Annotated in this window: 23 protein-coding genes and 1 pseudogene; 12 read left to right on the top strand and 12 right to left on the bottom strand. The window is 73.5% G+C overall.

Annotation, left to right across the window (positions count from 1 at the left end):
• Entirely contained in the window at positions 1-576 is a 576-nt protein-coding gene (locus tag ACFQ87_RS26740; protein ID WP_380613361.1) for a HutD family protein, read from the bottom strand.
• Between the two features lie 170 nt (positions 577-746).
• Positions 747-1,979, bottom strand: a complete 1,233-nt coding sequence (locus tag ACFQ87_RS26735; RefSeq protein WP_380613360.1) for an MFS transporter — start codon at positions 1,977-1,979, stop codon at positions 747-749.
• A 116-nt stretch (positions 1,980-2,095) separates the two neighbouring features.
• Between ACFQ87_RS26735 and ACFQ87_RS26730 the strand changes: the two genes are divergently transcribed.
• Both ACFQ87_RS26730 and ACFQ87_RS26725 read left to right on the top strand, forming a co-directional pair.
• Entirely contained in the window at positions 2,096-3,271 is a 1,176-nt protein-coding gene (locus tag ACFQ87_RS26730) for an ROK family protein (RefSeq protein WP_380613384.1), read from the top strand.
• A gap of 125 nt (positions 3,272-3,396) precedes the next feature.
• Positions 3,397-4,527, top strand: a complete 1,131-nt coding sequence (locus ACFQ87_RS26725) for a PLP-dependent cysteine synthase family protein (RefSeq protein WP_380613359.1) — start codon at positions 3,397-3,399, stop codon at positions 4,525-4,527.
• Positions 4,528-4,653: 126 nt separating this feature from the next.
• On the opposite strand, the gene ACFQ87_RS26720 is transcribed toward ACFQ87_RS26725, so the two are convergent.
• From ACFQ87_RS26720 to mscL, 5 genes are all read right to left on the bottom strand, one after another.
• Complete coding sequence (locus ACFQ87_RS26720) at positions 4,654-4,962, bottom strand: DUF6191 domain-containing protein (protein ID WP_380613358.1); 309 nt, start codon at positions 4,960-4,962, stop codon at positions 4,654-4,656.
• A gap of 43 nt (positions 4,963-5,005) precedes the next feature.
• The gene (locus ACFQ87_RS26715) at positions 5,006-7,435 is read right to left on the bottom strand and encodes a right-handed parallel beta-helix repeat-containing protein (protein ID WP_380613357.1); all 2,430 of its coding nucleotides are present in this window, start codon (positions 7,433-7,435) and stop codon (positions 5,006-5,008) included.
• A 301-nt stretch (positions 7,436-7,736) separates the two neighbouring features.
• Entirely contained in the window at positions 7,737-8,612 is an 876-nt protein-coding gene (locus tag ACFQ87_RS26710; RefSeq protein ID WP_380613356.1) for an MOSC domain-containing protein, read from the bottom strand.
• A 254-nt stretch (positions 8,613-8,866) separates the two neighbouring features.
• Positions 8,867-9,661: a DUF6643 family protein gene (locus tag ACFQ87_RS26705; RefSeq protein ID WP_380613354.1), complete on the bottom strand. Its 795-nt coding sequence runs from the start codon at positions 9,659-9,661 to the stop codon at positions 8,867-8,869.
• A gap of 403 nt (positions 9,662-10,064) precedes the next feature.
• Complete coding sequence (mscL, locus tag ACFQ87_RS26700) at positions 10,065-10,514, bottom strand: large conductance mechanosensitive channel protein MscL (protein ID WP_380613353.1); 450 nt, start codon at positions 10,512-10,514, stop codon at positions 10,065-10,067.
• 437 nt (positions 10,515-10,951) lie between these two features.
• On the opposite strand from mscL, the gene ACFQ87_RS26695 reads away from it, so the two are divergent.
• From ACFQ87_RS26695 to ACFQ87_RS26685, 3 genes are all read left to right on the top strand, one after another.
• Positions 10,952-12,157, top strand: coding sequence for a glycosyltransferase family 4 protein (locus tag ACFQ87_RS26695; RefSeq protein WP_380613352.1), 1,206 nt, complete (start codon positions 10,952-10,954; stop codon positions 12,155-12,157).
• Positions 12,158-12,261: 104 nt separating this feature from the next.
• A complete protein-coding gene (locus tag ACFQ87_RS26690; protein WP_380613351.1) occupies positions 12,262-12,936 on the top strand; it encodes a thiol:disulfide interchange protein DsbA/DsbL in 675 nt (224 codons plus the stop codon).
• A gap of 73 nt (positions 12,937-13,009) precedes the next feature.
• On the top strand, positions 13,010-13,885 hold the full coding sequence (locus ACFQ87_RS26685; protein WP_380613350.1) for an alpha/beta fold hydrolase: 876 nt from the start codon (positions 13,010-13,012) through the stop codon (positions 13,883-13,885).
• Positions 13,886-13,912: 27 nt separating this feature from the next.
• Here the strand turns inward: ACFQ87_RS26685 and ACFQ87_RS26680 are convergent, their stop codons facing one another.
• Together ACFQ87_RS26680 and ACFQ87_RS26675 are read right to left on the bottom strand one after the other, a co-directional pair.
• Positions 13,913-14,659 carry an SAM-dependent methyltransferase gene (locus tag ACFQ87_RS26680; RefSeq protein ID WP_380613349.1) on the bottom strand — a complete coding sequence of 249 codons (747 nt, stop codon included), beginning with the start codon at positions 14,657-14,659 and terminating at the stop codon, positions 13,913-13,915.
• A 44-nt stretch (positions 14,660-14,703) separates the two neighbouring features.
• Positions 14,704-15,891: a glycosyltransferase gene (locus ACFQ87_RS26675; protein ID WP_380613348.1), complete on the bottom strand. Its 1,188-nt coding sequence runs from the start codon at positions 15,889-15,891 to the stop codon at positions 14,704-14,706.
• A gap of 18 nt (positions 15,892-15,909) precedes the next feature.
• Here ACFQ87_RS26675 and ACFQ87_RS26670 point away from each other — a divergent pair, with 18 nt between their 5' ends.
• Positions 15,910-16,680, top strand: coding sequence for a glutamate racemase (locus tag ACFQ87_RS26670; protein WP_380613347.1), 771 nt, complete (start codon positions 15,910-15,912; stop codon positions 16,678-16,680).
• A 711-nt stretch (positions 16,681-17,391) separates the two neighbouring features.
• Here ACFQ87_RS26670 and ACFQ87_RS26665 read toward each other — a convergent pair.
• Positions 17,392-18,522 carry a polysaccharide deacetylase family protein gene (locus tag ACFQ87_RS26665; protein ID WP_380613346.1) on the bottom strand — a complete coding sequence of 377 codons (1,131 nt, stop codon included), beginning with the start codon at positions 18,520-18,522 and terminating at the stop codon, positions 17,392-17,394.
• A gap of 342 nt (positions 18,523-18,864) precedes the next feature.
• Between ACFQ87_RS26665 and ACFQ87_RS26660 the strand changes: the two genes are divergently transcribed.
• Together ACFQ87_RS26660 and ACFQ87_RS26655 are read left to right on the top strand one after the other, a co-directional pair.
• A complete protein-coding gene (locus ACFQ87_RS26660) occupies positions 18,865-19,137 on the top strand; it encodes a hypothetical protein (RefSeq protein ID WP_380613345.1) in 273 nt (90 codons plus the stop codon).
• A 356-nt stretch (positions 19,138-19,493) separates the two neighbouring features.
• Entirely contained in the window at positions 19,494-19,982 is a 489-nt protein-coding gene (locus tag ACFQ87_RS26655) for an NUDIX domain-containing protein (RefSeq protein ID WP_380613344.1), read from the top strand.
• 18 nt (positions 19,983-20,000) lie between these two features.
• On the opposite strand, the gene ACFQ87_RS26650 is transcribed toward ACFQ87_RS26655, so the two are convergent.
• Positions 20,001-20,540, bottom strand: a complete 540-nt coding sequence (locus tag ACFQ87_RS26650) for a PTS-dependent dihydroxyacetone kinase phosphotransferase subunit DhaM (protein ID WP_380613343.1) — start codon at positions 20,538-20,540, stop codon at positions 20,001-20,003.
• Positions 20,541-20,904: 364 nt separating this feature from the next.
• Between ACFQ87_RS26650 and ACFQ87_RS26645 the strand changes: the two genes are divergently transcribed.
• The 4 genes from ACFQ87_RS26645 to ACFQ87_RS26630 all read left to right on the top strand — a co-directional run bounded on the left by ACFQ87_RS26645 (position 20,905) and on the right by ACFQ87_RS26630 (position 24,061).
• Entirely contained in the window at positions 20,905-21,138 is a 234-nt protein-coding gene (locus ACFQ87_RS26645) for a DUF397 domain-containing protein (RefSeq protein WP_380613383.1), read from the top strand.
• Positions 21,139-21,944: 806 nt separating this feature from the next.
• Positions 21,945-22,439 carry a hypothetical protein gene (locus ACFQ87_RS26640; protein ID WP_380613342.1) on the top strand — a complete coding sequence of 165 codons (495 nt, stop codon included), beginning with the start codon at positions 21,945-21,947 and terminating at the stop codon, positions 22,437-22,439.
• A gap of 80 nt (positions 22,440-22,519) precedes the next feature.
• Positions 22,520-22,603 carry a putative leader peptide gene (locus ACFQ87_RS26635; RefSeq protein ID WP_380613382.1) on the top strand — a complete coding sequence of 28 codons (84 nt, stop codon included), beginning with the start codon at positions 22,520-22,522 and terminating at the stop codon, positions 22,601-22,603.
• A 171-nt stretch (positions 22,604-22,774) separates the two neighbouring features.
• Positions 22,775-24,061, top strand: a complete 1,287-nt coding sequence (locus ACFQ87_RS26630; RefSeq protein WP_380613341.1) for an acyl-CoA dehydrogenase family protein — start codon at positions 22,775-22,777, stop codon at positions 24,059-24,061.
• Between the two features lie 36 nt (positions 24,062-24,097).
• On the opposite strand, the pseudogene ACFQ87_RS26625 reads toward ACFQ87_RS26630, so the two are convergent.
• Positions 24,098-24,667 (bottom strand): annotated as a pseudogene (locus ACFQ87_RS26625) (phosphotransferase family protein); the annotation flags it as partial.
• Positions 24,668-24,750: the final 83 nt, after the last annotated feature.

Here is a 24,750-nt window from a genome sequence, read left to right as displayed (position 1 = left end):
TCAGCGGGCGGTGCGGAAGGTGACGGCGGCGGTGGTGCCGTCGGCCGGGCGCAGCTCCCACGGACCGGGGGCGGTCAGCAGGGCGGCGTCGAAGCGGGCCAGCTCGGTGCCGTCGAGGGTCGCCGAACCGGCGAGGCAGACCAGCAGGACGGTCGCCGCGGGCGGGACCTCCACCGGGCCGGGCCCGCTGCGCAGGTCGACGGTGGCCTCGACCCGGCCGCGACGGGTCATCACGTTGAAGTCCACCACCGGGCCGCCGAGCAGTCGGCAGTCCGTCGTGGCGTCGCCCAGGAAGGCGAACGGGCGGAACGGCGCATCGACCAGTTGCTCGGTGCCGTCCACGGTGAGCGCCATACCCGCGCCTTCGACCAGGGTGATCACCCGGTCGATCCCGGGGAACGGCGAGAAGGGCCCGGCGGAGGCGACGTCGGCGAGGCTGACCCGCCAGTCGAAGCTGTCCAGCCCGGCCCCGGCCGGGAACCCGGCGACCTCCCTGGTCACCCCGCCCCCGTTGAGCCACGCGGTGGCGGGGCGCTCGCTGGCGCGTAGTACCTGGATGCGTCCGGTGGTCGTCATGGGGCCGCATCCTGCCACCTTTTGGGGCAGGTGCGGCAGCGGGCGCGAGGGCGGCTAACAGCGAACAGATAACAGATGACAGATGTTGAAGTCTGTCATCTGTTCGCCGTCATCTGCCCGCCGTTGCCCCGCCTCCCCGGCTGCCCGTCTCCCCGACAACCCGCAGCCCGTCAGCGCCGCCCCGCCACCAAGGGCAGGAACGCCGCCACCGTTGCCGCGAGGGCCACCGTGGTCAGGGCCAGCGGCAGTCCGGCCGCGTCGGCGAGGAAGCCGATCACCACCGGGCCGATCAGCATCCCCCCGTACCCGAGCGTCGAGGCGAGCGCGACGCCCTGCGGGCCGCCCGTCGCGCCGGCCCGGGCGATGGCGAGCGGGAACAGGTTGGCCAGACCGAGGCCGACCAGCACGAAGCCACCGATCGCGACCGGTACCGCCGGGGCCAGCGCGGCGACCAGCATGCCGACCGCCGCCGCCAGTCCGCCGAGCAGCATCAGCCGGTCCTGGCCCAGCCGGATGGACAACCAGGTGCCGCCGACCCGTCCGCTGGTCATCGCGAAGGCGTACGCGGCGTACCCGGCGGCGGCCGTCCCGGCGCCCGCATGGACGTCGTCCGTCAGGTGCAGGGTGGTCCAGTCGGCGATCGCGCCCTCGCCGTACGCGGTGCACAGCGCGGTGAGGCCGAGCAGCAGCACCAGCAGCCGGGCGTGGCCCCCGGCAGGCCGTTCCGCCGAGTCATCGGCGGAACGTTCCGGCGCAACCATCGGAGCCGCCGGGCTGCGCAGCAGCACGACGCCCGCGCCGACGGTGACGGCCATGCCCAGCAGCCCGCCGAGCGCGAGCGCCCAGGCGGTGGTGAGCTGGTCGGCGAGCAGTCCGCCGAGGCCCGCGCCGAGCAGCCCGCCGAGGCTGTACCCCGCGTGGAAGCTGGGCATGACCGGCCGTCGCAGCTGCGCCACCAGGTCGACGGCGGCACTGTTCATGGCGACGTTGGCGCCGCCGTACCCGGCGCCGAACAGCAGCAGCACGCCCCCGAGCGAGAGTACCGAGTGGGCGTGCGCGGGCAGGGGGACGGCGAGGCTGAGTAGGGCGAGGGAGCCGACGGTGACCGGCCGTGAGCCGTACCTCAGGCAGAGCCGGCCGACCAGCGGCATGGTGAGGACGGCTCCGATCGACAGGCAGAGCAGGGCCAGGCCGAGGGTGCTGTGTGAGGCGCTGACCTGGCTGCGGACGTCCGGGATGCGGACGACCCAGGCGGCGAAGAGGAAGCCGTCGACGGCGAAGAAGGCGGTGAGTGCGAGCCGCGCGGGGCTCCAGGGGCTGTCGGTCACCGGGGTTGTGCTGCGAGACTGGATGGGGGAGTCGTCGGGTTGCTGGCGGGAACGGATTTTGTTTCGAAGCGGCACAAAGTCACAATAGGGGCGTGCAGCTCTCACCTTCAAGCCCGAGGCCCCGCTCAGGGACCGACCCCGACGCGCAGCGCGACGCCCACCGCCGCGCGGCCCCCGACCGCGGTCGGACGCTGCTCGGCCCCGCGCTCTCGCTCATCCACACCGGCCAGACGCCCACCCGTTCCGCGCTCACCCGTGCGCTGGACGTCACCCGGGCCACCGCCGGGGCGGTCACGGCCGAACTTGAGGCGCTCGGCCTGATCACCGTCGACTCCCGCCCGGCCGGAGGCGGCCGCGGCCGGCCCTCGCACCGGTTGGCGATCGACCCCCAGGGCCCGGTGGTGGTCGCCGGGCAGATCCACGCCGACCAGCTGAGCGTCACCCTGGTGGGCCTCGGCGGACTGCTCGACCCGCCCGTCCACCTGCCGCTGCCCGCCGCCACCGACCCGGTCCGGATGTTGCGAGCGGTCGCCCAGGCCGGCGCCGAACTGGCCCGCTCCACCGACCGCCGCTGTCTGGCCGCCTCGCTCGCGCTGCCCAACCCCGTCACCGAACCGGACGGCACCGCGCTGGCCGCGCTGCACTTCGCCTGGCCCAGCGGCACCCCGGTCGCGGACCTGTACGACGTCGAGGTCGGTCGCGCCGACCACGGCCCGAACGTCCTGCGCCCGCTGCCCACCTTCGTCGGCAACGACGCCAACCTCGCCGCGCTCGCCGAGTACCGCCACGGCGCCGGGCGCGGCGCCCGCCACCTGCTGCTGGTCACCTCCGGCCACAGCGGTGTCGGCGGCGCGCTGGTCATCGACGGCAACCTGCACACCGGCAGCGCCGGACTCGCCCTGGAGGTCGGCCACCTCACCGTCGACCCGCAGGGCCGCCCCTGCGTGTGCGGCAACCGGGGCTGCCTCAACTCCGAGACCGACCCCGACGCGCTGTTCGCCGCCGCCGGGCTCACCCCGGAGCCGGGCCGCCCGCTGCTCGCCCAGGCCCGCGAGCTGTGCTGGTCGGCCACCACTGATGTGCGGGCGCGGGCGGCGGTGGAGCACGTCATCGACCGGCTCGGGCTCGGGCTGGCGGGCGTCGCCAACATCCTCAACCCGGACCGGGTGGTGCTCAGCGGCCTCCACCTCGACCTGCTGGAGGCCGCCCCCGACCGGCTGCGCGCGGTGGTCGCCGAGCGCTGCCTGTGGGGGCGCAGCGGACGGGTGCCGATCGTCGGGGCGGAGCTGGCGCACGGCGCCCTCGCGGGTGCGGCCGAGCTGGGTTGGGGGCCGTACCTGGCCGACCCGCAGTCGGTGCCCGTGTAGGGCGGGCTGTCGGTGGTGCCGGAGGGGCGATAAGCGGAAGCTGGGCTTCTAAAAACGGTCACTTATCGTGACCCTCGTACACTCGTAGTGAGCAGCGGGGGGCCGCAACGAGGGAGTAGTGACCAATGAGCACCCAGTCCGGTGGGATCCCCGGCATCGAGCCGACCGTCGACGTCGACCGTTCGGACCCGCAGTACCGCGCCTGGCTCAAGGAGGCGGTGCGCAAGGTCCAGGCCGATGCCAACCGCTCCGCCGACACCCACCTGCTGCGCTTCCCGCTGCCGGCGGAGTGGGGGATCGACCTCTACCTCAAGGACGAGTCCACCCACCCGACCGGCTCCCTCAAGCACCGTCTGGCCCGCTCGCTCTTCCTCTACGGGCTCTGCAACGGCTGGATCCGCCCGGGCAAGCCGGTGATCGAGGCCTCCAGCGGCTCCACCGCCGTCTCCGAGGCGTACTTCGCCCAGCTGATCGGGGTGCCGTTCATCGCCGTCATGGCCAAGAGCACCAGCCAGGCCAAGATCGACCTGATCGAGTTCCACGGCGGTGAGTGCCACCTGGTCGGGCGCTCGGACGAGGTGTACGAGGCCTCCGCCAGGCTCGCCGAGGAGACCGGCGGGCACTACATGGACCAGTTCACCTACGCCGAGCGGGCCACCGACTGGCGCGGCAACAACAACATCGCCGAGTCGGTCTTCGCCCAGCTGCGCCTGGAGCCGCACCCCGAGCCGGCCTGGGTCGTCGCCACCGCCGGCACCGGCGGCACCTCGGCGACCATCGCCCGGTACGTGCACTACATGCAGTACGACACCCGGATCTGCGTGGCGGACCCGGAGAACTCCTGTTTCTTCGACGGCTGGGTGAACCACGATCCGGACGCCGTCTGCGACAGCGGCTCCCGGATCGAGGGCATCGGACGGCCCCGGATGGAGCCGAGCTTCGTCCCCGGGGCGGTCGACCGGATGATGAAGGTGCCGGACGCCGCCTCGATCGCCGCGGTGCGGGTGCTGGAGCAGGTGCTCGGCAAGAAGGCGGGCGCCTCCACCGGGACGGGACTGTGGAGTGCGCTGCGGATCGTCGCTGAGATGCGGGCTGCCGGGCACACGGGCAGCGTGGTCAGCCTGATCTGCGACCCGGGGGACCGCTACCTGGACAAGTACTACTCGGACGACTGGCTGGCCGGCGAGCGGATCGACATCGCGCCGTACCGGGCCGCCCTGGAGTCCTTCCTGGCGGGCGGCGCCTGGACGGGCTGACATTCCGTCAGACTGTGAACAGATGACAGATTTCAGTGGACAGAATCTGAAATCTGTCATCTGCTATCTGTTCGCTGAAGCCTGTCGGCCGTCAGCCGTCAGCCGTCAGCCGTCGGCGGTCGGCCGTCAGTCGCCACTCGACCGCCGGATCACCACCCGCCCACCCGCGAGGTCGATCCCCGTGCGCTTCGGCGCGCCGTCGTGCTCGTCGTCCCGCAGCACCAGCTCGATCCGCCGCTGCTCCAGCTGCACCCGCTTGCTCGGGTACAGCAGCGCGTGCAGCTCCTCCGTCGCGGTCGCACCCGCACCGCGCCCGCTGGCCGCCGCCGCCGGACGGGCGCGTAGTCGCCGTACCACCGCGCCTAGGAAGAACAGGACCACCAGCCCGGCCGGCAACAGCAACCCGCCTGCCGCACCCGTCAGAAGCGCGCTCATGTGTGCCCAACGCCCCGCCGTCGACGGCGAGTTCCCAGGATCCCTACGGCAGCGGCGCCGTCGGCAGATCCCCCGGCACCAGGAGCTGCAACTCCTCCGTGGACGGGTCGGCCAGCGTCGCGACCCGTACCGCGTGGCGCTCGACCATCGTCTCGAACACCTGCCGCGCCGTGCGCCCGTTGCCGAAGTTGGGGCCGCGCTCCAGTCGGGCGAAGTGCTCCAGCAGTGCGCCCTCGGTCGCCTCGGAGAGCGCGTACTCGTGCTCCGCGCACTGCGCCCGGGCGATCTCCAGCAGCTCGTCCGCCGTGTAGTCGGGGAAGGTGATGGTGCGTGAGAAGCGTGACGAGACGCCGGGGTTGGCGGACAGGAAGCGTTCCATCTCGGCGGTGTAGCCGGCCACGATGACGACCACCTCGTCCCGGTGGTCCTCCATCAGCTTGACCAGGGTGTCGATCGCCTCGCGCCCGAAGTCCCGCGCGCCGTCCTCGGGCGCGAGTGCGTACGCCTCGTCGATGAACAGCACCCCGCCGCGCGCCCGGTCGAAGGCGGCGGCGGTGCGGATCGCGGTGGAGCCGATGTGCTCGCCGACCAGGTCGACCCGGGCCACCTCGACCAGGTGTCCGCGCTGGAGCACCCCGAGCGAGGCGAGGATCTCGCCGTACAGCCGGGCGACGGTGGTCTTGCCGGTTCCGGGGGCGCCGGTGAAGACCAGATGGCGGCGCAGCGACGGTGCCTTGAGCCCGGCCTGGCGGCGGCGCCGGCCGACCGAGATCAGGTCGATCAGGGTGCGCACCTCCTGCTTCACCGTCGCCAGCCCGACCAGCGAGTCCAGTTCGGCCAGCGCCTCGTCGGCCGGTCGGCAGTTCGGGATCGGCGCGATCGCGGAACCGGCAAGGGCGGCCGGAGCGCCCGAAGGGGCGATCAACACCGGTACGGCGGAAGCCAGTTGGGCCGCCCGCGGGGCCGGTACCTCGGCGGCCGAGCCTGCGGCGGCGGTCGGCCCGACGTCGTCCGAGGTGCACCCCTCGGCGACCGGGCCCGGTTCGGAGAACTCGAACCCGGCCCGCTCGTTCTGTTCCGCCCGGCACCCGGTGAGCTGGGTGCGGCACCCGTCGATGATGTGGAAGCCGAAGCCTTTGCCGTGCGAGACCCGGCAGTCCTCGAAGGTGCCGCGCCCCTGCGCCGAGACGTACACCCCGGCGTCGGTGCTGGCCCGCACGGTGCAGTCGCGCAGCACCGGGTCGGCGCCCTTGGTGACGATGACGCCGGTGGCCACGTCCGAGATCTCGCAGCCGGTGAGCAGTCCGCCGCTGCCGTGGTCGCGGAACCAGAGCCCGGTGCCGGCCTCCTGCACCCGGCAGCCGGCCAGGGAGACCGTGGCCCCGCCGCTGACCGAGACCGCCGAGCTGCGGATCCGGCTGAACGAGCAGCCCTCGGCGACGGCGGCGGAGTCCCGGTCGAGGACGAACAACGCGTCCGGCAGGTCGTGCAGCGAGCAGTCGGTGAGGGTGAGCCGGGCGCCGTCGCTGACCCACAGCGCCGGGTACTCGCCGGTGGAGCCGTGGATCTGGCAGGACTCGGCGACGGCCTCGGTGCCCTGGTCCCAGACCGACAGCGCCCCACGCCCGAAGTCCCGCACGGTGCTGTGGGCGAGGCTGAGCCGGGAGCGTCCGCGCAGGTCGGCGCCGTTCTCCGGCAGGTCGTGCACCCGGCAGCCGGTGAGCACGAGCTCGGCCTCGCCGTCCAGGGTCAGGCCGTTGCCGGTGACCCGGTGGATCTCGCAGTCGACCAGCCGCCCGCCCGCCTGGGCCTCGGCCTGGACGCCGCTGCCGCGGATCTCGTAGATCTCGCAGCCGGTCAGTTCGGCCGCGCTGCCCGGGTCGGAGAGCAGCACCCCGGCGCCGGAGGCGTGGTGGACGCGGCAGCGGTCCAGCGCGGCGGTCGCGCCGCCGAGGACGGCGAGCCCGGCCTGGCCGGCCGCGGCGACCTCGCAGTCCTCGAAGGCGGCGGCGGTGCCCTCGCCGCGCAGTCGCAGCCCGAGGCCGCCGGGGTTGGCGATCACGCAGCCGCGCAGGGTGGGCCGGGCGCCGTCGGTGACCTCGATCCCGGTGGCGGAGCGGGTCTCGACCCGGCAGCCGCTGAACGCGGGCACGGCCTGTGGCCCGGTGACCAGGACGGCCGGGGTGGAGCTGTCGCCGCCCTCGATCACCAGGTCGCGCACGGTCGCGGCGGCGGTGACGGTGAGCGCCACCCCGGAGGTCGGCTCGATCCGGACGGTGCCCGGACCCTGGGCCGGGACGATCGTCACCGGCTTGTCCAGCAGCACGTTCTCCCGGAAGGTCCCTGGCCGGACGGTCACGGTGTCGCCCGCCTCGGCGGCCGCCAGGGCCTCCGCGAGCGTGTCGTACTCGCCCGCGCGGCGACGCCAGCGGGATGCGCTGTCCTGGGTGACCCGGACCCTGTGCTCAGCCATGACGGTCTGTCGTCCCCACCTTCGTCGTGCCGGCGATCAACGGGCCGTACGCGCGGGGTGCGCGGGCCGTCCGCCCACCGTAGCGCGCTCGTATGGGTGCTCCGGCCGCCCTCGGTCGCGCGGACACCGGTAGCGCCCATCGCGGCCACAGGTTCCGACCACTTGTTCAACGAGCGCGCACAGTCGGGGTTCCGTGGGTTCCGTGCCGGAGCCCCGGAAGCGGAGCGGGTGCGGACGTCCCGGGAGCGGTGTGCATGCCGACGAGCCGGAACGAGCGTGCGACCCGGGCACGGGCGGGCGCTCAGCGCCCGTCGGCCGGCCAGTGCGCCCCGTCCTCCAGCACCTCTACGTCGTCGCCGAGCCGCAGCGTGCCGAGCACGTCGCCCTCGACGCCGGCGGGACGCTCGGGGATCAGGTTCTGTCCGAACGCGGCCTTGCGCAGCAGCCGGTGGTGTCGGGCCAGGGTGCGCAGCGGCTCGGGGCCGCGCCGCTCGCCGCTCTCCTGGTCGGTGGTGGTGATCACGCAGCGGCCGCAGGGCTTGACCACCGTGAAGGTGAGCGAGCCGATCCGGATCCGGCGCCAGCCGTCCTCGGCCCAGGCCTCGGAGCCGCCGACCACCACGTTGGGGCGGAAGCGTTCCATCGGCAGGGCCTCGTGGCCGTCCGGGTGTTCGGCGGCGATCAGCTCGTTGAGCCGGTCGAGGGAGGCGGTGGTGGTGAGCAGCAGCGGGAAGCCGTCGGCCATCGAGACGGTGTCGCCGGGCCGACCGTACTCGGGGTCGACGGGCCGGGCGCGCGGGTCGTCCAGGTGCACCAGACGGTAGTCGCCGAGGTGCTCGGCGATCCACTCGTGCGCATCCTTGGCGGCCTCGGCGGCGCGGAAGCGGGTGCCCCAGACCTCGACCTCGGCGAGCGGGTCGCCGGCCGCGACGGCGGGGGCGGTGACCTCGATCCGGGAGCCGCCGGGGGCGGTCAGCGACAGCGCGCCGTCGGGCAGCGGGGCGACCCGGATCTGCCCGAGCGCGGCGTTCTCGCGCTGGCTGACGAAGCGTCCGGTGGGGTCGGCGAGCATCCAGCGGCGGTCTCCGGCCAGACCCCAGGGCTGGACCGCGGCGGTGTCCGGGCTGAGGCGGTACATCGACTTGACGGGGTAGACGTGGAGTCCGGTGAGATGCATTCCCCCATCCTGCCAGCAGCGCCGTGGGCATCCGAACGGCCCCCGGACCTCCCCGTACACCCACGGACCCCCGCACGCCTACGCCCTCCAGACCTCCCCCTAAGCGCACGGACCGCCCGGGACGCCGTGGGGGCGTTCCGGGCGGTCCGTGGATGACCCGTTTCTCCGTTGGCCCGGCGTTCAGGGGTCGCCGGGTGGTGCTCAGGTGGTGCGGGTGCGGGCCGAGTGGGGTTCGGCCCCGGGATGCCGGAGGCTCAGTAGCCCGGGCCCTGCGGCTGGTAGCTGCCCTGGAAGTCGCCGGGCCCGCCGTACGGGCCCGGGCGCTGCGGCTGCATCGGGCGGACCGGCGCGACCGGTGCCATGGCCGGGCGCAGCTGGGCGCCGCCGAAGCCCTGGTCGCCGCCCTGGCCCTGGAAGCCGGGGCCGGCCGGGCTCGGGCCGCCGAAGGACTGCTGCCCGCCGAAGCTCTGCGGACCGCCCTGCGGCTGGCCGCCGGGCTGGCCGTGGCCGAAACCGGCCGGGCCGCCGGTCGGCTGCGCGCCGAAGGTCTGCGGGCCGCCCTGGCCGATGAAGGTGTTCTGGCCGCCGAAGCTCTGGCCGCCGGTCGGCTGGTAGCCGCCGCTGGCGGTCTGCGCGAACGCGGGGGCGCCGGGCTGCGGTCGCTGGTACGGCTGGGGGCCGCCGTAACCGGGGACCGCCGGCTGCGGGGCGGCGGCGTACGCCGGCGCGGGCTGCGCCGGGATGTACGCCGTGGCGGGGCCGGCGGAGGGGCCGCTGCTCGGGCCGGGGCCCAGGGCGAGGCGGGCGGGCGGCAGCGCGGGGAGGTTGCTGCCGGCGCTCTCGTACCCGTTGCCGTACCGGTTCTCGTAGGACGGGCCGACGCCTGTTCCGTATCCGGACGACAGCGCCGGCGGCAGGGCGGCCGGCACGTTGATGGGTGCGATCTGGGGGACGCCGCGCTCAGCCACGAGGCTGTCGTAAATCGGCGTGCCGGAGGAGAAGGACGGAGAGGGGTAGCCGACTCCGTCGTAGGAGCGGGGCGAGGTCATGGGGCATACGGTAAGCCCACAATGCGCCTGCTGAGGAGAGTGGGAGGGGGAGCAGTTCGAGTGTTTACACAGTCTTCGCTCGCACAAAGGTTTCGAAAGTAGGAAGAACGGACATAACGGCGTTCAGTTCCGGACAACCCTGGCGCCCCGTCATTGATCGAACAGCTCCCGGACGCGGCCACCGCACGACCTTGTGGTTACCGGGTGGTAGACGGCTGCGGACGCTGCGGAGAAACTTTTGCGGACGGGGCGTGCGCCGGCGCATTCGAGCCCCCGCCGACGGGACGGCGGGGGCTCGTGAATGTTTCGGGAATAAATTTCCCGTCAGCGCCCAGAGCGGGCGATCCGGACGCCGGTCCGAGGGCGAGCCGGGCGGATGAGCCGGACGACGCCTGCGGGACCGTCAGTGCGACTGCAGAGCCTGGCTCTGTGCGGGCAGACCCGGCCGGGCGGCGACCTCGGAGGTGCAGAAGGAGCAGCGGGCCGCGGCGGCCGGGATCGAGCTCAGGCACTCCGGGCAGTCCACCTTGGCGGCCGGCGCGGGCTTGGTCGCCTCGAAGCGGGCCTGCAGCTTGCCGACCGGCACTACCACGGCGAAGTAGATCACCGTGCTGACCAGCACGAATCCGATCAGCGCGTTGACGAAGAGGCCGTACGGGAACTTGGTGCCGCCCACCTCGAAGGTCTTCTGGGTGAAGTCGCCGACCGCCCCGGCGGCCACCCCGACCAGCGGGGTGAGGAAGGCGCTGACGAACCCGGTGACGACGGCGGTGAAGGCCGCGCCGATCACGATGCCGACCGCGAGGTCCACCACGTTGCCGCGCAGCAGGAAGCTGCGGAATCCCTTGAACACCGGGTGACTCCAAATCCGAGCGGGGGAGGGGGAGATGGGGCGGCGCGGGGCAGCCCCGGCCGGACATCCTGCCGAGCGGTCCGGGGCGAGGTCCAACCGCGTTCACCCGATCCGCGTAACCGGCCGCCGGGCCGTACCCGGCCGTGCCCGGCCCACCCGGCCTTCCCGGTCGGCGTGCGGGCGCCCGCGTACCGGCCTGCCGGCGGCCCCTGGACCGGTGAACTGGCGGGTGTGAGCCGGTACTTGAGGCGGCGTGCGGCGGAGCGGAGGGCGGTCGATCGGAGCGGCCGGGGGCGAGGCGGGGCGCACAGCGGTCGCAACCGGCGCACGACGGCGGGTCTTCAGCGCACATCGGGTGTACGGGCGCGGGCGCACGGGCCACCGCCAGGTTGCGCGAAGGGGCTGTACCGGGCGTGGCGCTGTGCCAAGGTCTGTCCATGCCCGACCATACGGCGGCCGATTCGGCCGGAGCCCGCCCGCGTGTCCTGCACCTGATCAGCGACTCGCGCCGGGGCGGCGCCCAGAACTTCGCCCGTGACCTCCACCGGGAACTGCGCCGCCGGGGCCAGGCCTCCGCGCTGTGCGCCCTCGCCCCGCACCCGGCCGTGCCACCCGCCCGGCCGGGTGCGGCCGCTCCGGGAGTGTGCGCCGCGGGCACGACCGTTCCGGGGGACTGCGGCGAGGAGTGCCCCGACACCGCCGGGCTGCGCGCCGCCGCCGTCCTCGGCCCCGGTCGGCTGCGCCCGGGCACCCTGTGGGCGCTGCGCTCCGCCGCCCGCTCCGCCGACGTGGTGCTCGCCCACGGCTCCGACACCCTGGCCACCTGTGCCCTCGCCCTGGCCGGCACCCGCACCCCCTTCGTCTACGTCTCGGTCGGCCACCCCCGCTACTGGACCGCCAACCGGCTGCGCAGGGTGCGCGGCGCCACGCTGATGCACCGCGCCGCCGCCGTCACCACGCTCACCGACGAGGCGCGCGAGGTCCTGGAGGAGCAGTTCCGGCTCCCCGGGGGCAAGGTCCGGGTGATCCCCAACTCCCGTGCCGCCGAAAGCTATCCCCCCGCCGACGGCCGGGCCGAACGGCGCGCCGCCCGGCACGCCCTGGGCCTGCCCGCAGACGTCCTGCTGGTCGCCTGGATCGGCGCCATAGCGCCGGAGAAGCGGCTCGACCTCGCCCTCGACGTGCTCGACCGGCTGCCCGACGTCCGGCTGGCCGTCGCCGGGGACGGCCCGCTGCGCGAGACCCTGGCCCGCCATCCGGCCGCCGCCCGCGCCCACTTCCTCGGCCCCCTGCCCGACCCCGTCCCGCTCTACCGGGCCGCCGACGCGCTGCTGCTCACCAGCGACAGCGAGGGTGTGCCCGGCGCGCTGATCGAGGCGGCGCTGGCCGGGGTGCCCGCCGTCGCCACCGACGTCGGCTGGGTACGCGAGGTGGTCCGGGACGGTGCCACCGGTGCACTGGTCGCCCCCGGGGACCCGCTCGCCCTGGCCGAGGCGCTGGCCAAGGTGCTCGCCTGCAACCGCGCGGGCCTCGGCGCGGCCGCCCGGGCGCACGCGCTGGAGCACTTCGAACTGGGCGCGGTGGTGGACGACTGGCAGCGGTTGGTCGCCGAGGTGTGGACCGGAGTTCCCACCTCGCGCTGACGGGCGGCTCCGACGCGGTCCCGGCTGCGCCGATCGGGCGAATCCGGGCCCGCCGACCCCTACCGACTCGTCGGTAACGAGCCGTCACCAGCACACTTCCCGACGTGAACTCGAAGTCGCTGCTGCGGTCCGCCGTCCTGCTAGCCGTCGCCGCCGGGATCGCCGGATCCCCCGTCCAGGCCGGTGCGGTGTCCCACCAACCACCGTCCGAGGGCGTTCAGTTCGTCAGGCTCGACCACCCGCAGCCGGTGCGTGAGAGTACCCGCACCGAGGCGGTCGAGTTCTTCTGGTACGACTGCGGCCACTCCCAGAAGCTCGAACAGCCGTTGCAGGCCTGGGTCGAGAAGCACCGGGCGGACGTCGTGCTGCGCCGCGTCCCGGCGATCTGGCCGGGCAGCTCGGACGAGGGTGCCCAGCGCGCCCACGCGCGCCTGTACTACACGCTGGAGCGCCTGGGTCTGGTCGAGCGCCTGCAGACCAGCGCGTTCCGTTCGATCCACGGCGACCGGGCCGGTCTCACCACCGAGTCCGCCGCCACCGACTGGGCGGTGCGCCACGGCGTCGACGCCCGGCTGTTCGGCCGGACCTACCGCTCCGCCGAGGTCGGGCAGTCGGTGGACGACGCGGCCGCCCAGTTCGTCCGCTACGGCATCGACGAGCTGCCCACCGTGGTCGTCCAGGGCGAGTACCGCACCTCGCCGACCAAGGCCGGCGGCGTCGACGCGATGCCCGAGGTGCTGGACCACCTGGTGCAGCAGGAGCAGCTGCCGAAGCACTGAGCTCCTTCTCGTGTCGGTGGCGTGTGGCCGACTCGCCTTTGACTAACCACTAATATGACGTTTAATGGTTAGCATGAGCGAGCTGATGATCCCTCACGTCCACCACCGCCACATCGACCTCGACGGCCTGCGCGTCTTCTACCGCGAAACCGGTCCGGCCGACGCCCCCGTCCTCCTGCTGCTGCACGGCTTCCCCTCTGCCTCGCACCAGTACGCCCGGCTGCTCGACGCACTCGGCACCCGCTACCGGCTGATAGCCCCCGACTACCCCGGCTTCGGCCACAGCGACAGCCCCGCGCCCGACGCCTTCCAGTACCGCTTCGACACCCTCGCCGACGTGGTCGAACGCTTCTGCCTCGCACTCGGCCTGGACCGCTTCGCGCTGTACGTCTTCGACTTCGGCGCACCCGTCGGCCTGCGCCTGGCCACCCGCCGGCCGGAGTGGATCACCGGCCTGGTGGTCCAGAACGGCAACGCCTACGAGGATGGACTCTCCGACCAGGCAAGGGAGTTCATCGCCAACAAGCGCGGCGTCCCGGGTGCCGGGGACGCCGCCCGCTCGATCCTCACCCTGGACATCACCCGCAGCCAGTACGAGGGCGGCACCGGCGACCCGAGCCTGGTCGCCCCCGACGGCTGGACGCTCGACCAGCACTTCCTCGACCTGCCCGGCCGCAAGGACATCCAGGTCGAACTGGCCCTCGACTACTTCTCCAACGTCGAGCTCTACCCCGAGTGGCAGGCCTGGTTGCGTGCCAACCAGCCGCCCACGCTGGTGGTTTGGGGGCTGGGCGATCCGTTCTTCACCGAGGCCGGCGCCCGTGCCTACCTGCGTGACCTGCCCGAGGCGGAGCTGCACGTCTTCGACACCGGGCACTTCGCGCTGGAGGAGAAGCTACCCGAAATCGCCCCGCTGATCGACGACTTCCTCGCCCGCACGCAGAAGTAGCTGAAGTAGCGGGCTCCGTAAGGTGGTTCAGTCGCGGCGCAGCAGGTAGGTGACGAAGCCGAGCGTCCCCCGGTAGCCGTGCAGCCACTCGGCGCGGTGGCGGTCCGCAGCCTCGCGGGCCGCCGCCGCGCCCGGGTCGTCCGGGTGGTCCAGCGCCCACTCGGCCAGTGAACCCGTCCAGGAGAACTCGTAGTCGTCCCACTCCCGCGCGGTGCTGACATGCCCGTACACCGGGGTCCAACCGTCCGCGAGCACCCGGTCCGTGGTGGTCGCCAGGTCCGCGAAGTCCTCCCGGGTGGCACCCAGCCCGTCCAGCGCGGCCTGGGACGGCTCACGCTCCCAGAACCCCTCGCCGACCAGCAACCGGCCGCCCGGGGCCAGCAGTTCACGGGCGGCCGCGAGCGTCGGCAGCAGCCCGTCGAAGGCGTGGGTGGCGCCCACGCACAGCACCAGGTCGAAGGGCTCCTTGGCGGTGAACTCCCGGGCGTCCAGGTGGTGCAGGCCGATCCGGCGGACCACGCCGAGCGCGGTGGCCGTCTCCCGGGCCCGGGTCAGCGCCTCCGCGTCCAGGTCCACCCCCACCGCCCGCCAGTCCGGCCGGGCGGCCAGCGCCCGCAGCAGCCAGGCACCCTCGCCGCAGCCCAGATCCAGCGCCCGGCCGGACTCCTGCCCGGCGAGCGCGCGGTCCAACAGCCGGGCCACCGACCCGTCCGCCAGCGGCGCCGCGATCGGGTGGTGGGCATGGGCGAGGCGGGAGAGCTGCTGACGGTCCATCCGAGCAGTATGGATCCGTCCGGCCCGGAGCGCCCGCCCTTTCCTCATGCCGGCGGGTAGGTCCGGCCCTTCCATGCCGCGCCCCGGCCGCGCCAGTGCTGCACCGCCGAGTCCACCGTCATCAGCAGGTACAGCGCGGCCGTGACCGGCAGTAGCAGAACGGCCGCGGCCGGCTGCCTGTAGTACCGGACCATCGGCAGGTACGTCCCCGCCATCAGCGCCCAGGCCGCCCCGCCCGCCGCCGCCACCGCTGGCGCCCCGGCCACCAGCCCGGCCGCCGTCGCCACCGGCGGCACCAGGTACACCAGCGTCAGCCCCAGCACCGTCCCGAGCAGTAGCAGCGGCGAGTGCCTCAACTGGGCGTACGCGCTGCGCGACACCATCCGCCACAACTGCTCCAGCCGCGGGTACGGACGGACGCTGTCCACCTCGTCGGCCAGACCCAGCCAGGTCCGCCCGCCCGAGGACTTCACCGCCCGGGCCAGCGACACGTCGTCGATCACCGCGCCCCGGATCGCCGCCACCCCGCCCGCGCGCTCCAGCGCCTCCCGCCGCACCAGCGAGCAGCCGCCCGCCGCGGCCGCCGTCCGGGAACCGGGTCGGTTGCTCCAGCGGAACGGATAGAGCTGGGCGAAGAAGTAGACGAAGGCAGGGACGATCAGCTGCTCCCAGCCGGTCGCCACCCGCAGCCGGGCCATCTGCGACACCAGGTCGAGTCCGTTGCTCTCGGCGGCGGCCACCAGCTCGGCCAGCGAATCCGGGCCGTGCGCGATGTCCGCGTCCGTCAGCAGCAGGTACTCGACGTCCGGACCGGCCAGCTCCACCCCGTGCCGCAGCGCCCACAGCTTGCCCGTCCAGCCCGGCGGCAGCGGGGGAGGGGTGGTCACCGTCAGCTCCAGCCCGTCCATCGTGCGCAGCTCCGCGGCCAGGGCTCCAGTGCCGTCGGAACTGTGGTCGTCCACCAGGATCACCCGCGCCCGCCCCGGGTACTTCTGTGCCAGCAGCGTCGGCAGGCTCAGGGGCAGCACCGCAGCCTCGTCCCGGGCCGGCACCACGACCGCCACCTGCGGCCACCGCACCGGCGGACGACGCGGCGGCAGCCGTACGTCGGTGCGCCAGAACAAGCCGTGGCAACACGCCAGCCAGAGCCAGACCAGCAGGGAGAACGCGGCGATCCACAGCAGGGCGGTCACCCCGGCAGTCTGCCGCAGAACCGGCTCCGGCGGGCGCATCGACTAAAGTCTTGCCCTGTGAAGATCGCACTGATGGACTCCGGAATTGGTCTGTTGGCCGCCGCCGCGGCCCTTCGGAAGCTGCGCCCGGACGCCGATCTGGTGCTCTCCTCCAACCCGGCCTCGATGCCGTGGGGACCGCGCACGCCCGAAGAGATCACCGAACTGGCCCTCGGCTGCTGCCGGGCCGCGGCCGCGTACGAGCCCGACGCCCTGGTGATCGCCTGCAACACCGCCTCGGTCCACGCGCTCGCCGCCCTGCGCGCCGAACTGGAGCCCGGACTGCCGGTCATCGGCACCGTCCCGGCGATCAAGCCCGCCGCCGCGCTCGGCGGCCGCGTCGCCATCTGGGCCACCCCGGTCACCACCGGCAGCGCCTACCAGCGCGGCCTGATCCGTGACTTCGGCGGCACCGCCGAGGTCACCGAGGTCGCCTGCCCGGGCCTCGCGGACGCCGTCGAACACGGGGACGACGACGCCATCACCGCCGCCATCGCCGACGCCGCCGCCCGCACACCGGTGGGCACCGACGTCATCGTCCTCGGCTGCACCCACTACGAACTCGTCGAGGACCGCATCCGCGCCGCCGTCGCCACCACCGCCTCCCCGGCCCTCACCCTCCTCGGCTCCGCCGACGCCGTCGCCGCCCAGGCCCTCCGCCGCATCACCGGCCCCACCGGCACCGGCACCGGCACCCTCACCGTCCTCCACGCCGGCAGCCCCGCGACCCTCCCCGCGGCCGCCGCCCTCTACCCCCAGGGCCTCACCCTCGCCACCCTCATCCCCTGACCGAAAGCCGCCCAGGCCGAGGTCCCGCGCAGCGCAGACCTCTCGCCCGGTGCCGAGAACGCGTGGGAAGTCGGTCGGATCGACTTCCTGCGTGAGGTGGCCCTCAGTGCCCGACGTCGCGCGGAAGCGGGCGCTACCCGCACGCGGGGCCGCCCGGGCGCAGCCCGTGCCTGAGCGGCACCACCGTCTGGCTTTCCGCTCCGCACGGCCGGCACCCAGTCGGGTGAACCTTTCTCGCTGGGGCTCCCCAGCTGGCCGGCAGGTCCTTGGCCGCTCGCGCAGGCCTTCTTCCGTGATGCTCGGGGCCGCGCCGACCTGGCGCTCTTCCAGGCATGGCCGCTCGGGCACGGCCTGTGCCCAGGCGGCACAACCTCCGGGTCTCGCTGCCCGTCACCCCGCGGGAGTCGCGCAGCTGAGCCTGCCCAACGGGCACTGGAAGTCGGCCGGGCCGATTTTTCGGGCATTGACCCCCGGCCGGGACTGGCTGGCACTTGATCGCGTGCGCGGACGGTCGGCTGGGCCGACTTCTCGTACAGCGCGAGTGTTCGCGCCGAGCGCCTGAGAGCGCGCAGGAAGTCGGCCCGGCCGACTTCCTGCGCGGCGGGTGGGCGTAGCCGGATTGCCTGCCCGGCAAGGTGTGTGCCAGGGCCGGGCGGGCGCGCCGGGTGGGGAAGCCGGTCCCCGGGGCTTCCCCACGCGACGGGCGTGTCGTTAGGCGACCGCTTGGCGGCGCCAGCGGCGGTAGGCGGGTTCGAGGCCGGAGAGGATGGTGTCGAAGCGGCGGGTGCTGGTGGTGGAGTCGACCTGGAGGCGGCTGATCTGGAGGGGGTGGGTGGGGAGGCGGGGGCCGAGGCGGTGGTCGGAGAGGAAGCCGAGGCGGTAGCCGAGTTCCTGCAGGACGGTTTCGGCACGGGGGTCGTGGCCGCCGTCGGGGTACGCGAAGGCGGTCGGGGGTTCGCCGAGCCAGTGGGTGAGGGCTTCGTGGGCGCCGGTGATCTCGGCGCGGACGGTGGCGTCGTCACAGCGGCCGAGGCACGGGTGCCCCTGGGTGTGGTTGCCGATGGCGACGCCGCCGTCCCGCAGGGCGAGTAGGTCGGCGGGGGTCAGCTGCTCCTGGCGGGGTGGCCGGCGGTCCGCGCTGACCCGCAGTTCGTGCAGGCTGCGGCGCCGGTCCGGGTCGGGCATGGCCTTGAGCCGGGGGAGCAGCTGGGAGGGGTGGCCGCAGTCGAGCGAGCGGGCGCGGCCGCCGTGGCGGGCGAGGAAGTCGGCCTCGTGCCACCAGAAGGGGCGTTCGGTGCCGATGAGCTCGGAGATGACGAAGGCGGTCGCGGGGATGCCGCGAGCGTCGAGGGCGGGCAGGGCGTGGGTGAGGACGCTCCGGTCGGCGTCGTCGAAGGTGACCAGGACGCTGCGCGGCGGCAGCGGCCGCCGCTCGGTGACGGCCTGGAGCACGGCTTCGAGCGAGACCGGGGTGGCCAGCCTTCGCAGCCGGTCGAGCTGGGCGCCGAAGGATCGGTGGTCGGTCACCCCGTGGTAGGCGAGGACGGCGAGCCGTTGGGCGGCCCGAGCCCGGAACAGGGGTTGCACGGGGGCGAACCGCAGCCATTCGCCCCGCGCGTCCTGGTGCTCGGTCTCGGCGTGCTCCGCGGTGGCGGACGCCTGGTTTCGGTCGGCGCCGTGGTGGTCGGCGCCGTGTCGGTCGACCCCCTGGTGATCGGCCCCCCGGAGGCCGGTCACGTGGTGGTCGGCCGCCCACCCGGTGGGTGGCGGCAGCGCCCGTACGCCGGGCACGGGCCTGGCGCGGGCGATGGAGATCGGTGTGGTGGACTGGGTTTGCGGCAACGGTTCCCCCTCGGTCGCCGAGCGGCGTGGCGGTCCCGTCGGAGGACGGAGCCCGGCCTCCGACTCCAGGGGGCGGCGGCTCCGTCCCCTGGATATTCCGGTTCTCGGTGGGGGGTTCTCACCCGTCCCGCGAACGGCTCCTGGATCACTCGATGCCATTTGAGACCGCTGCCCTACCGGGATGGTTGTACCGGGGGGACGAGGATTTTTCGTGGACTGATTGTGGAGCATGAACACGCGTCCGCTGGCCAGGACCACCCTCGTTCGGCCGGTTGCCCCGCGCGCCGTAGTCCTCACTCCCTGCGGGCTGCCTGCCGCGCGTGCCCGGGGTACCTTGGGCTCATGGCAGATGCGGACCGTGATCCCGTCCCCCAACACGGCGCGACCCGGATGGCCCGCGCGTGCAGCGGCGGAGCCCTGGTCACCCACCAGATCCCGCTGGCAGTGGTCGGCTTGGCCTGCCTGGCGCTGGGCATCGTCGTGGCCGTGATCGTTCCGGACAGTGACGGACCGGCCTGGGCGATGGCGGTCGCCGGCTGCCTGGCGGCGGGCGTTCTACTGCTCGGCCGGATCGCCTTCGGCGTGTTCCGCGACCGGCGCCGCGCCGCGCTCTAGCGGGAAGCGAGTGGGAAGCCGGCGGTAAGTGTCGAGCGATAGATCAACAGATCGAGTGAAATTGGTCAGATCGACCGAATTTCAACGTGTCCGACAATCTCCCGCCCTTCTTTCACGATTCCCGGACAACCACTTCATCCTGCCCTTACTGTGAATACGTTCTTGTGGCTCGGGGCGCCCTGGAGGCGGGCGATGAGTGGCAGACCGGGCACAGCCGCGTCCGCCGCATGAGGCGCGGTGGCGACCTCGCCGTCGCCGCCCTGCTGCGCCCGTACGGAGACTGTCCCTGTGGGGACCGCTCCTACGGAGACTGCCTCCACGGAGACCGGCCGAGGTCGCCCGCTAGGCTGCGTCGCATGGCCATTCCCCCCTTCCTCGCCGAACTCCGCTCCGTGGTCGGCACCCAGCCGCTCTGGCTGAGCGCCGTCGTCGCCGTCGCCGTGGACGACCAGGGCCGGGTGCTGCTGGCCCGCCGGGCCGACGACGGCCGGTGGGCGCCGGTCGGCGGCATCCTCGACCCGGGTGAGCAGCCCGCCGACGGTGTGGTGCGCGAGTGCCTGGAGGAGACCGGCGTGGTGGTCGTGCCCGAGCTGCTCGCCTCGGCCACCGTGTCTCCGCAGGTCACCTACCCGAACGGCGATGTGACGCAGTACCTGGTGCTGACCTTCCGCTGCCGGGCGGTCGGCGGCGAGGCGCGGGTGGCCGACGACGAGTCGCTGGAGGTGGGCTGGTTCGGAGTGGACGAGCTGCCGCCGATGATCGACACCGAGCACGAGCGGCTGCGCCACGCCCTGGAGTGCCGGGGCCCGGCGATCTTCAGCTGGGACGGCAAGGAGCGCCCCTAGGGGCTTGTCGGTGGCCCGTCAGGCCTTGCCCTGTCGGTAGGCCTCCTCCGCCGCGTCCAGCACCGCTGCCAGGTCCCCGCCCGCCGTGGCGGTCGCCGTGGCGGCCACCGCGCCCTCCACGAACGGCGCGTTCGCGAAGCGGACCGGGAAGGGCAGGCCGTGCTCGTCGGCGTCCGAGAGCAGGGCCCGGACGGTGGTGACCGCCCCGCCCAGGTCGGCGAGCACCACCACGCCGTGGCCCTGGTCGACCCGGCGGGTGGCGGCGGCCACCAGCACCGCGCTGATGCCCGGTCCGTCGGCCGGATCGCCACCGGTCGCGGAGACCGGCGCGGGGGAGTCGGATCCGGTCAGGGCGAGTGCCAGGTCGCGTACGGCGGTGGCCAGTTCCTGGCTGTGTGAGACCAGGACGATCCCGACCCGGCCGTGCGCGGACGGCCGGGCGGGGGTGGGTCGGGGCAGGGGGGTGGGTACGGGCGGGGTGCGGGGCGCCGGAGGATGGGCCGAGGGGGCGTCGGAGATGGGGATGACGTCGGCGCGGGTTCCGTCCCGGCGGCTCATCGGCTGCTCCTTAAGGCTGGGTCGTGGGCTGGGGGTGGGTTCCGGGCCGTACGCGCGCCCTGGCAGCACTCTGGCAGCTGCCCCGGCACCCGCCGGTCGGGACACGCCTCGGCGCGCCTGGACGAGTCCTGCGGAGCCGCATATGACGCCCCGAGGCCCCTCCGCGTCGCCCTGCGGAGCATCCACGTCGCCCCGAGGCCCCTCGACCGTTCCTCCGGCCGCCCTCTTCCGAGGTCCGCATCCCCTCCCGGGGGGAGTCCTCGTGAACCCACTGACCGAGCCCGGGAGGTGTGGCTAGGCTGGCCCGGGAATGCCGTCGGGAGGAGATCGGTCAGTGGCAGTCAACAGCGGTACGGACACCGAGGTGGCCGGCGCGCAGCCGGAGCTGGCGCCGAGCGGGAAGCCGAAGGTGGACTTCACCGGGGCGGAGTGGCTGTGCAGCAGCCAGGGCGTCGGGGACGTCCAGATCGCGTTCGTGGACGGGTACATCGGGATGCGGGACGGCCGTCAGGAGGACGGTCCGATCCTGGTCTTCACCCCGGCCGAGTGGCGGGCCTTCGTGCTCGGCGCCCGGGACGGCGAGTTCGACCTCACCTGAGAGCTCGGCTCCGGCCCGGCGTCGGGCCTCACCTGAGCCACCGGCGCGCACCCGCGGAGCGGACCCGTCCGGCACGGAAGTGCACAGCGGACAGGTCCGCTCCGCGGGTGGTTCAGCAGGCGATTTCCACGCCGAACATCACAACTGATGATCTTTTGAGCGTGCCCCGTCAGAATTTCTGTTGACTGTTAGACAAACGCAGCTCAGAGTATGAGCACAGGCAGACGCCGTGCCCACCGCCCCCACGCGGCCAGACACGGCGCCTGCTGTGCGGCCCGGCAGCACTGCCAGGCCATCCTCCCAGTCATCCCCTGCGCACCGGGGTGCGTCGGCCGGTCCCGACCCACAAGGGGTCGGCAGTCGCCGGGAGGCTGGCGCCGAATCCGAGAGCGACTCGGACAACGGCACCTTTTGCTCGGGACCCGCACGCCCCCACGCGGCGGCGTCCCGAGCAGATCCACGGGAGCGACGGGCCGGGGCCCCGCGGATCTGGCTCTTGTTACATGTGGTGCATGGAACTGCATGGAACTGTTGGCTTGTGTGTTGTGCGGTGTGCGATGACGAAGCTGGGTGCTCGGCTTTTCGGCACGACAAGTGCACAGTGAGGGATACGCGTGTAGGGCCGCGTTGCGACGTGCCGTCCCCCCGGAGGGTGAAACCCGGAACGGCTGTCGTGCTGAACCGAACGTAGCCCGGACGGTTGCTCAGAGTCAACATTGGTCTCTGAGCGTCGATCTCCCGCCGGTCCCGAGTCGGTGCCCCACCCACCTCGCCAGCGCGGTGTGCCGGGCACGTACGATGTTCCCATGTCTTTTCTCCGCCGTCGCTCCGGACAGCCCGCCGGCCCGGACTTCGACGTGCTCGCGATGGACCCGGGCGACTGGCCCGGCGACTTCGGTGCGGCCATGATGACCGGCCCGGACGGCTCCTGCCAGGGGATTTTCCTGCGCTACGACCTGTTCGGCGGCAGAGGCCCGGCGATGTTCATCGGCAATCTCCCGGAGGGCTCGCCCGCCCGGGAGACCGGCGACAGCGTGCCCTTCGAGGTGCGGCAGTTGCTCGCGGCGCTGGAGAACGACGAGCCGGTCGAGTTCGTCTCGGCCGAGGACTTCCCGGTCATGCTCGGGGACGACCTGCTGATCGTGAAGAAGGTCAAGGTCAGCGAGGAGCGCGTGTTCTGCGCCCAGTTCGGCCGCAGCGACGGCGTCCTGGTCACCATCGCGTCCTGGGACCGACCGATTTCGGACGACCTGTATCAGCTGCTGAAGCCGCTTCCGGCCGACATGTTCCAGCAGGGCTGATTCCGGTGGGGCCGACCGGCCCCACCCGGGGCCTGGACGCTGCTTGACGGTTTCGATCACCGGTTCGTACAGTCGCGGACATGCCGTGCCGTCCCCCGTTGCTGACCCGTCGCAGGCATCTCGACCTGCGGCGGACCGCCAGCGCGGCGTGTCCGGGCCGCTGAGGGGGGTTTCGCCCCCGTGGCGGCGGGCAACCGGCCTGATCCGGTCGGTGGTGCCGAATCCGGGGGCGGGCCGTGTGTCGACCTCCGGGGCCGCCAGCCGGTTTCGCACGCCCGTGCGGCGTGCCGTCCGCACTCGCTGAGCCCATGCTGCCGCCCGGAGGCACCAGCACCATGACGACCACCGCCGACACCGATCACCCCTCGAACGATCGTTCCCGAACCGAGTCATCAGGTTCCGGCCACTCGGTCTCGGTCCGCTCGACTTCCGGCCACACCGTTTCAGGCCACACCGCGTCGCCCGCGCCCGACCGCACTGCGGTCGAGGCCGCCCTGGCCGGACTGCCCCGGGTGGTCGACCTGCTCGCCGCCCGCGCCGAGGAGCACGACCGCGACGCCACCTTCCCGTACCAGGGCATCGAGGCGGTCCACGAGGCCGGGCTGCTCACCCTGACGGTCTCCCCGCGGTACGGCGGACCGGGCGGCACGCTCACCGACATCGTCCGGGTGCTGGCCCAACTCGGCCGCGGCGACGCCTCGGTGGCCGTGGTCACCGCGTTCACCCTGCTCAGGCACGCCGAGCAGGCCCGCCGCGCCGGCTGGCCGACGGCCGGCTACCGGCGACTGCTCACCGAGTCCCGGCGCGGGCCCGCGCTGGTCAACACGCTCCGGGCGGAGCCAGCGGGCCGGCCGGACGGACTGCCCGGGACGGTAGCCCGACGGGACGGCGGCGGCTGGCTGCTGACCGGCCGGAAGACGTACTGCACCGGCGCCGAGGCACTGGCCTGGATGGCGGTCACCGCACGGACCGACGAGCCCGAGCCGAGGGTCGGCACCTTCCTGGTCCGTGGCGAGAGCGAGGGCCTGGAGATCGACCCGATCTGGGACCAGCTCGGCCTGCGGGCCAGCGCCAGCCACGACGTCGTCCTCGACAGGGTGCGGGTGCCGGCCGAACTCGCGCTCGGCCTCGGCGCCCCCGGGCAGGAGGACCGTGCGGAGGCCGAACTCTCCCGCGCCTGGCAGGATCTGGCCCTCGCCGCGGTGGCGATCGGCGTCGGCAGGGCCGCCGAATCCTGGCTGGTTCGCTTCCTCGGCCAACGCACTCCGGCCAATCCGACCGAACCGCTCGGCGCCCTGCCGCGTTACCGCTGCGCCCTCGGCGAGATCGAGGCCCAGCTGATCGGCGCCGAGGAACTGGTCGAGGGTCTGGCCCCCCGGGTGGACCGGGGCGACCCGGACGCCGTGGCCCGGACCGGTCCGGCTCAGCTACTGGCCACCCGGGCCGCCATCGCGGCGCTCCAGCAGGCCGTTGCGCTCACCGGCAACCCGGGGCTGAGCCGGCGTCACCCGCTGGAGCGCTACCTGCGGGACGTGCTCAGCAGCCGGGTGCACCTCGCGCCGGAGGAAACCGTTCTGGAGGCCACCGGCCGGGCCGTCCTGGAGCGCGGCGCCCGGCCGTAGCGCCCCAGGACGCACCGGCAGCGGAACCCCCGGCCCTCAGCGCGTCCCGACCGCGGCCCGGACGGCCCGGCGGGCCAGCGCGGCGTCGTCGTAGAGCCGGCGGATCATGATCCGCTGCTCCTCGCCGGCGCCCGGCACGTCGTACAGCCGGATCTCCCGCATCAGCACCAGCACCAGGTTCACCAGGAAGGCGTCCCGGGCCAGTGTGCCGCCGCTCTGGGCGAGTTGGCTGATCTGGCGGCGGGCTGCGGTGTCGCCGGAGAGCACGCTCCACAGCACCGCCAGGTCGTAGCCCGGCAGATACCAGCCGGCCTGCTCCCAGTCGACCAGCACCGGCCCGGACGGCGCCAGCAGCATGTTGCTGAGCAGGGCGTCGCCGTGGCACAGCTGCAGCGGGGTGTGGCCGAGGCCGTGCAGCAGGCCGCGCAGGTCGCCGGCGTCCCGGTCGGTGAGCTGGCCCACGGAGTGGTAGCGGGCGATCTCCAACTGGTAGTCCAGGCGCGGCTGGAACACGTCGCTCGGCGGCCGCCACAGGTTCAGCGTCCGGACCGCGCCGAGCAGCGCCCGCACCTCGCCCGGGGTGGGCGCGTTGACCGGGTGGCGGTTCCGGGGGGGGGGGGGGGAGGGGGAAGGGCTCCCCAACAACCAACACAAGGCGGTGGTGGGGGTGACCAACCAAAGAAAACGCC

The sequence above is a fragment of the Kitasatospora sp. NPDC056531 genome (assembly GCF_042794375.1).
GTDB lineage: Bacteria > Actinomycetota > Actinomycetes > Streptomycetales > Streptomycetaceae > Kitasatospora.
This window is presented reverse-complemented; position numbering and strand designations above follow the sequence as displayed.

Bases quoted from the DNA above. Each gene is read 5' to 3' on its own strand.
- ACFQ87_RS26680 (WP_380613349.1), bottom strand. From the start codon at position 14,659: ATGGACCGTCAGCAGCTCTCCCGCCTCGCCCATGCCCACCACCCGATC.
- ACFQ87_RS26650 (WP_380613343.1), bottom strand. From the start codon at position 20,540: ATGAGCCGCCGGGACGGAACCCGCGCCGACGTCATCCCCATCTCCGAC.
- ACFQ87_RS26695 (WP_380613352.1), top strand. From the start codon at position 10,952: ATGCCCGACCATACGGCGGCCGATTCGGCCGGAGCCCGCCCGCGTGTC.
- ACFQ87_RS26640 (WP_380613342.1), top strand. From the start codon at position 21,945: ATGTCTTTTCTCCGCCGTCGCTCCGGACAGCCCGCCGGCCCGGACTTC.
- ACFQ87_RS26725 (WP_380613359.1), top strand. From the start codon at position 3,397: ATGAGCACCCAGTCCGGTGGGATCCCCGGCATCGAGCCGACCGTCGAC.
- ACFQ87_RS26710 (WP_380613356.1), bottom strand. From the start codon at position 8,612: ATGCATCTCACCGGACTCCACGTCTACCCCGTCAAGTCGATGTACCGC.
- ACFQ87_RS26675 (WP_380613348.1), bottom strand. From the start codon at position 15,891: ATGCGCCCGCCGGAGCCGGTTCTGCGGCAGACTGCCGGGGTGACCGCC.
- ACFQ87_RS26720 (WP_380613358.1), bottom strand. From the start codon at position 4,962: ATGAGCGCGCTTCTGACGGGTGCGGCAGGCGGGTTGCTGTTGCCGGCC.
- ACFQ87_RS26655 (WP_380613344.1), top strand. From the start codon at position 19,494: ATGGCCATTCCCCCCTTCCTCGCCGAACTCCGCTCCGTGGTCGGCACC.
- ACFQ87_RS26715 (WP_380613357.1), bottom strand. From the start codon at position 7,435: ATGGCTGAGCACAGGGTCCGGGTCACCCAGGACAGCGCATCCCGCTGG.
- ACFQ87_RS26685 (WP_380613350.1), top strand. From the start codon at position 13,010: ATGAGCGAGCTGATGATCCCTCACGTCCACCACCGCCACATCGACCTC.
- ACFQ87_RS26630 (WP_380613341.1), top strand. From the start codon at position 22,775: ATGACGACCACCGCCGACACCGATCACCCCTCGAACGATCGTTCCCGA.
- ACFQ87_RS26740 (WP_380613361.1), bottom strand. From the start codon at position 576: ATGACGACCACCGGACGCATCCAGGTACTACGCGCCAGCGAGCGCCCC.
- ACFQ87_RS26635 (WP_380613382.1), top strand. From the start codon at position 22,520: ATGCCGTGCCGTCCCCCGTTGCTGACCCGTCGCAGGCATCTCGACCTG.
- ACFQ87_RS26660 (WP_380613345.1), top strand. From the start codon at position 18,865: ATGGCAGATGCGGACCGTGATCCCGTCCCCCAACACGGCGCGACCCGG.
- ACFQ87_RS26705 (WP_380613354.1), bottom strand. From the start codon at position 9,661: ATGACCTCGCCCCGCTCCTACGACGGAGTCGGCTACCCCTCTCCGTCC.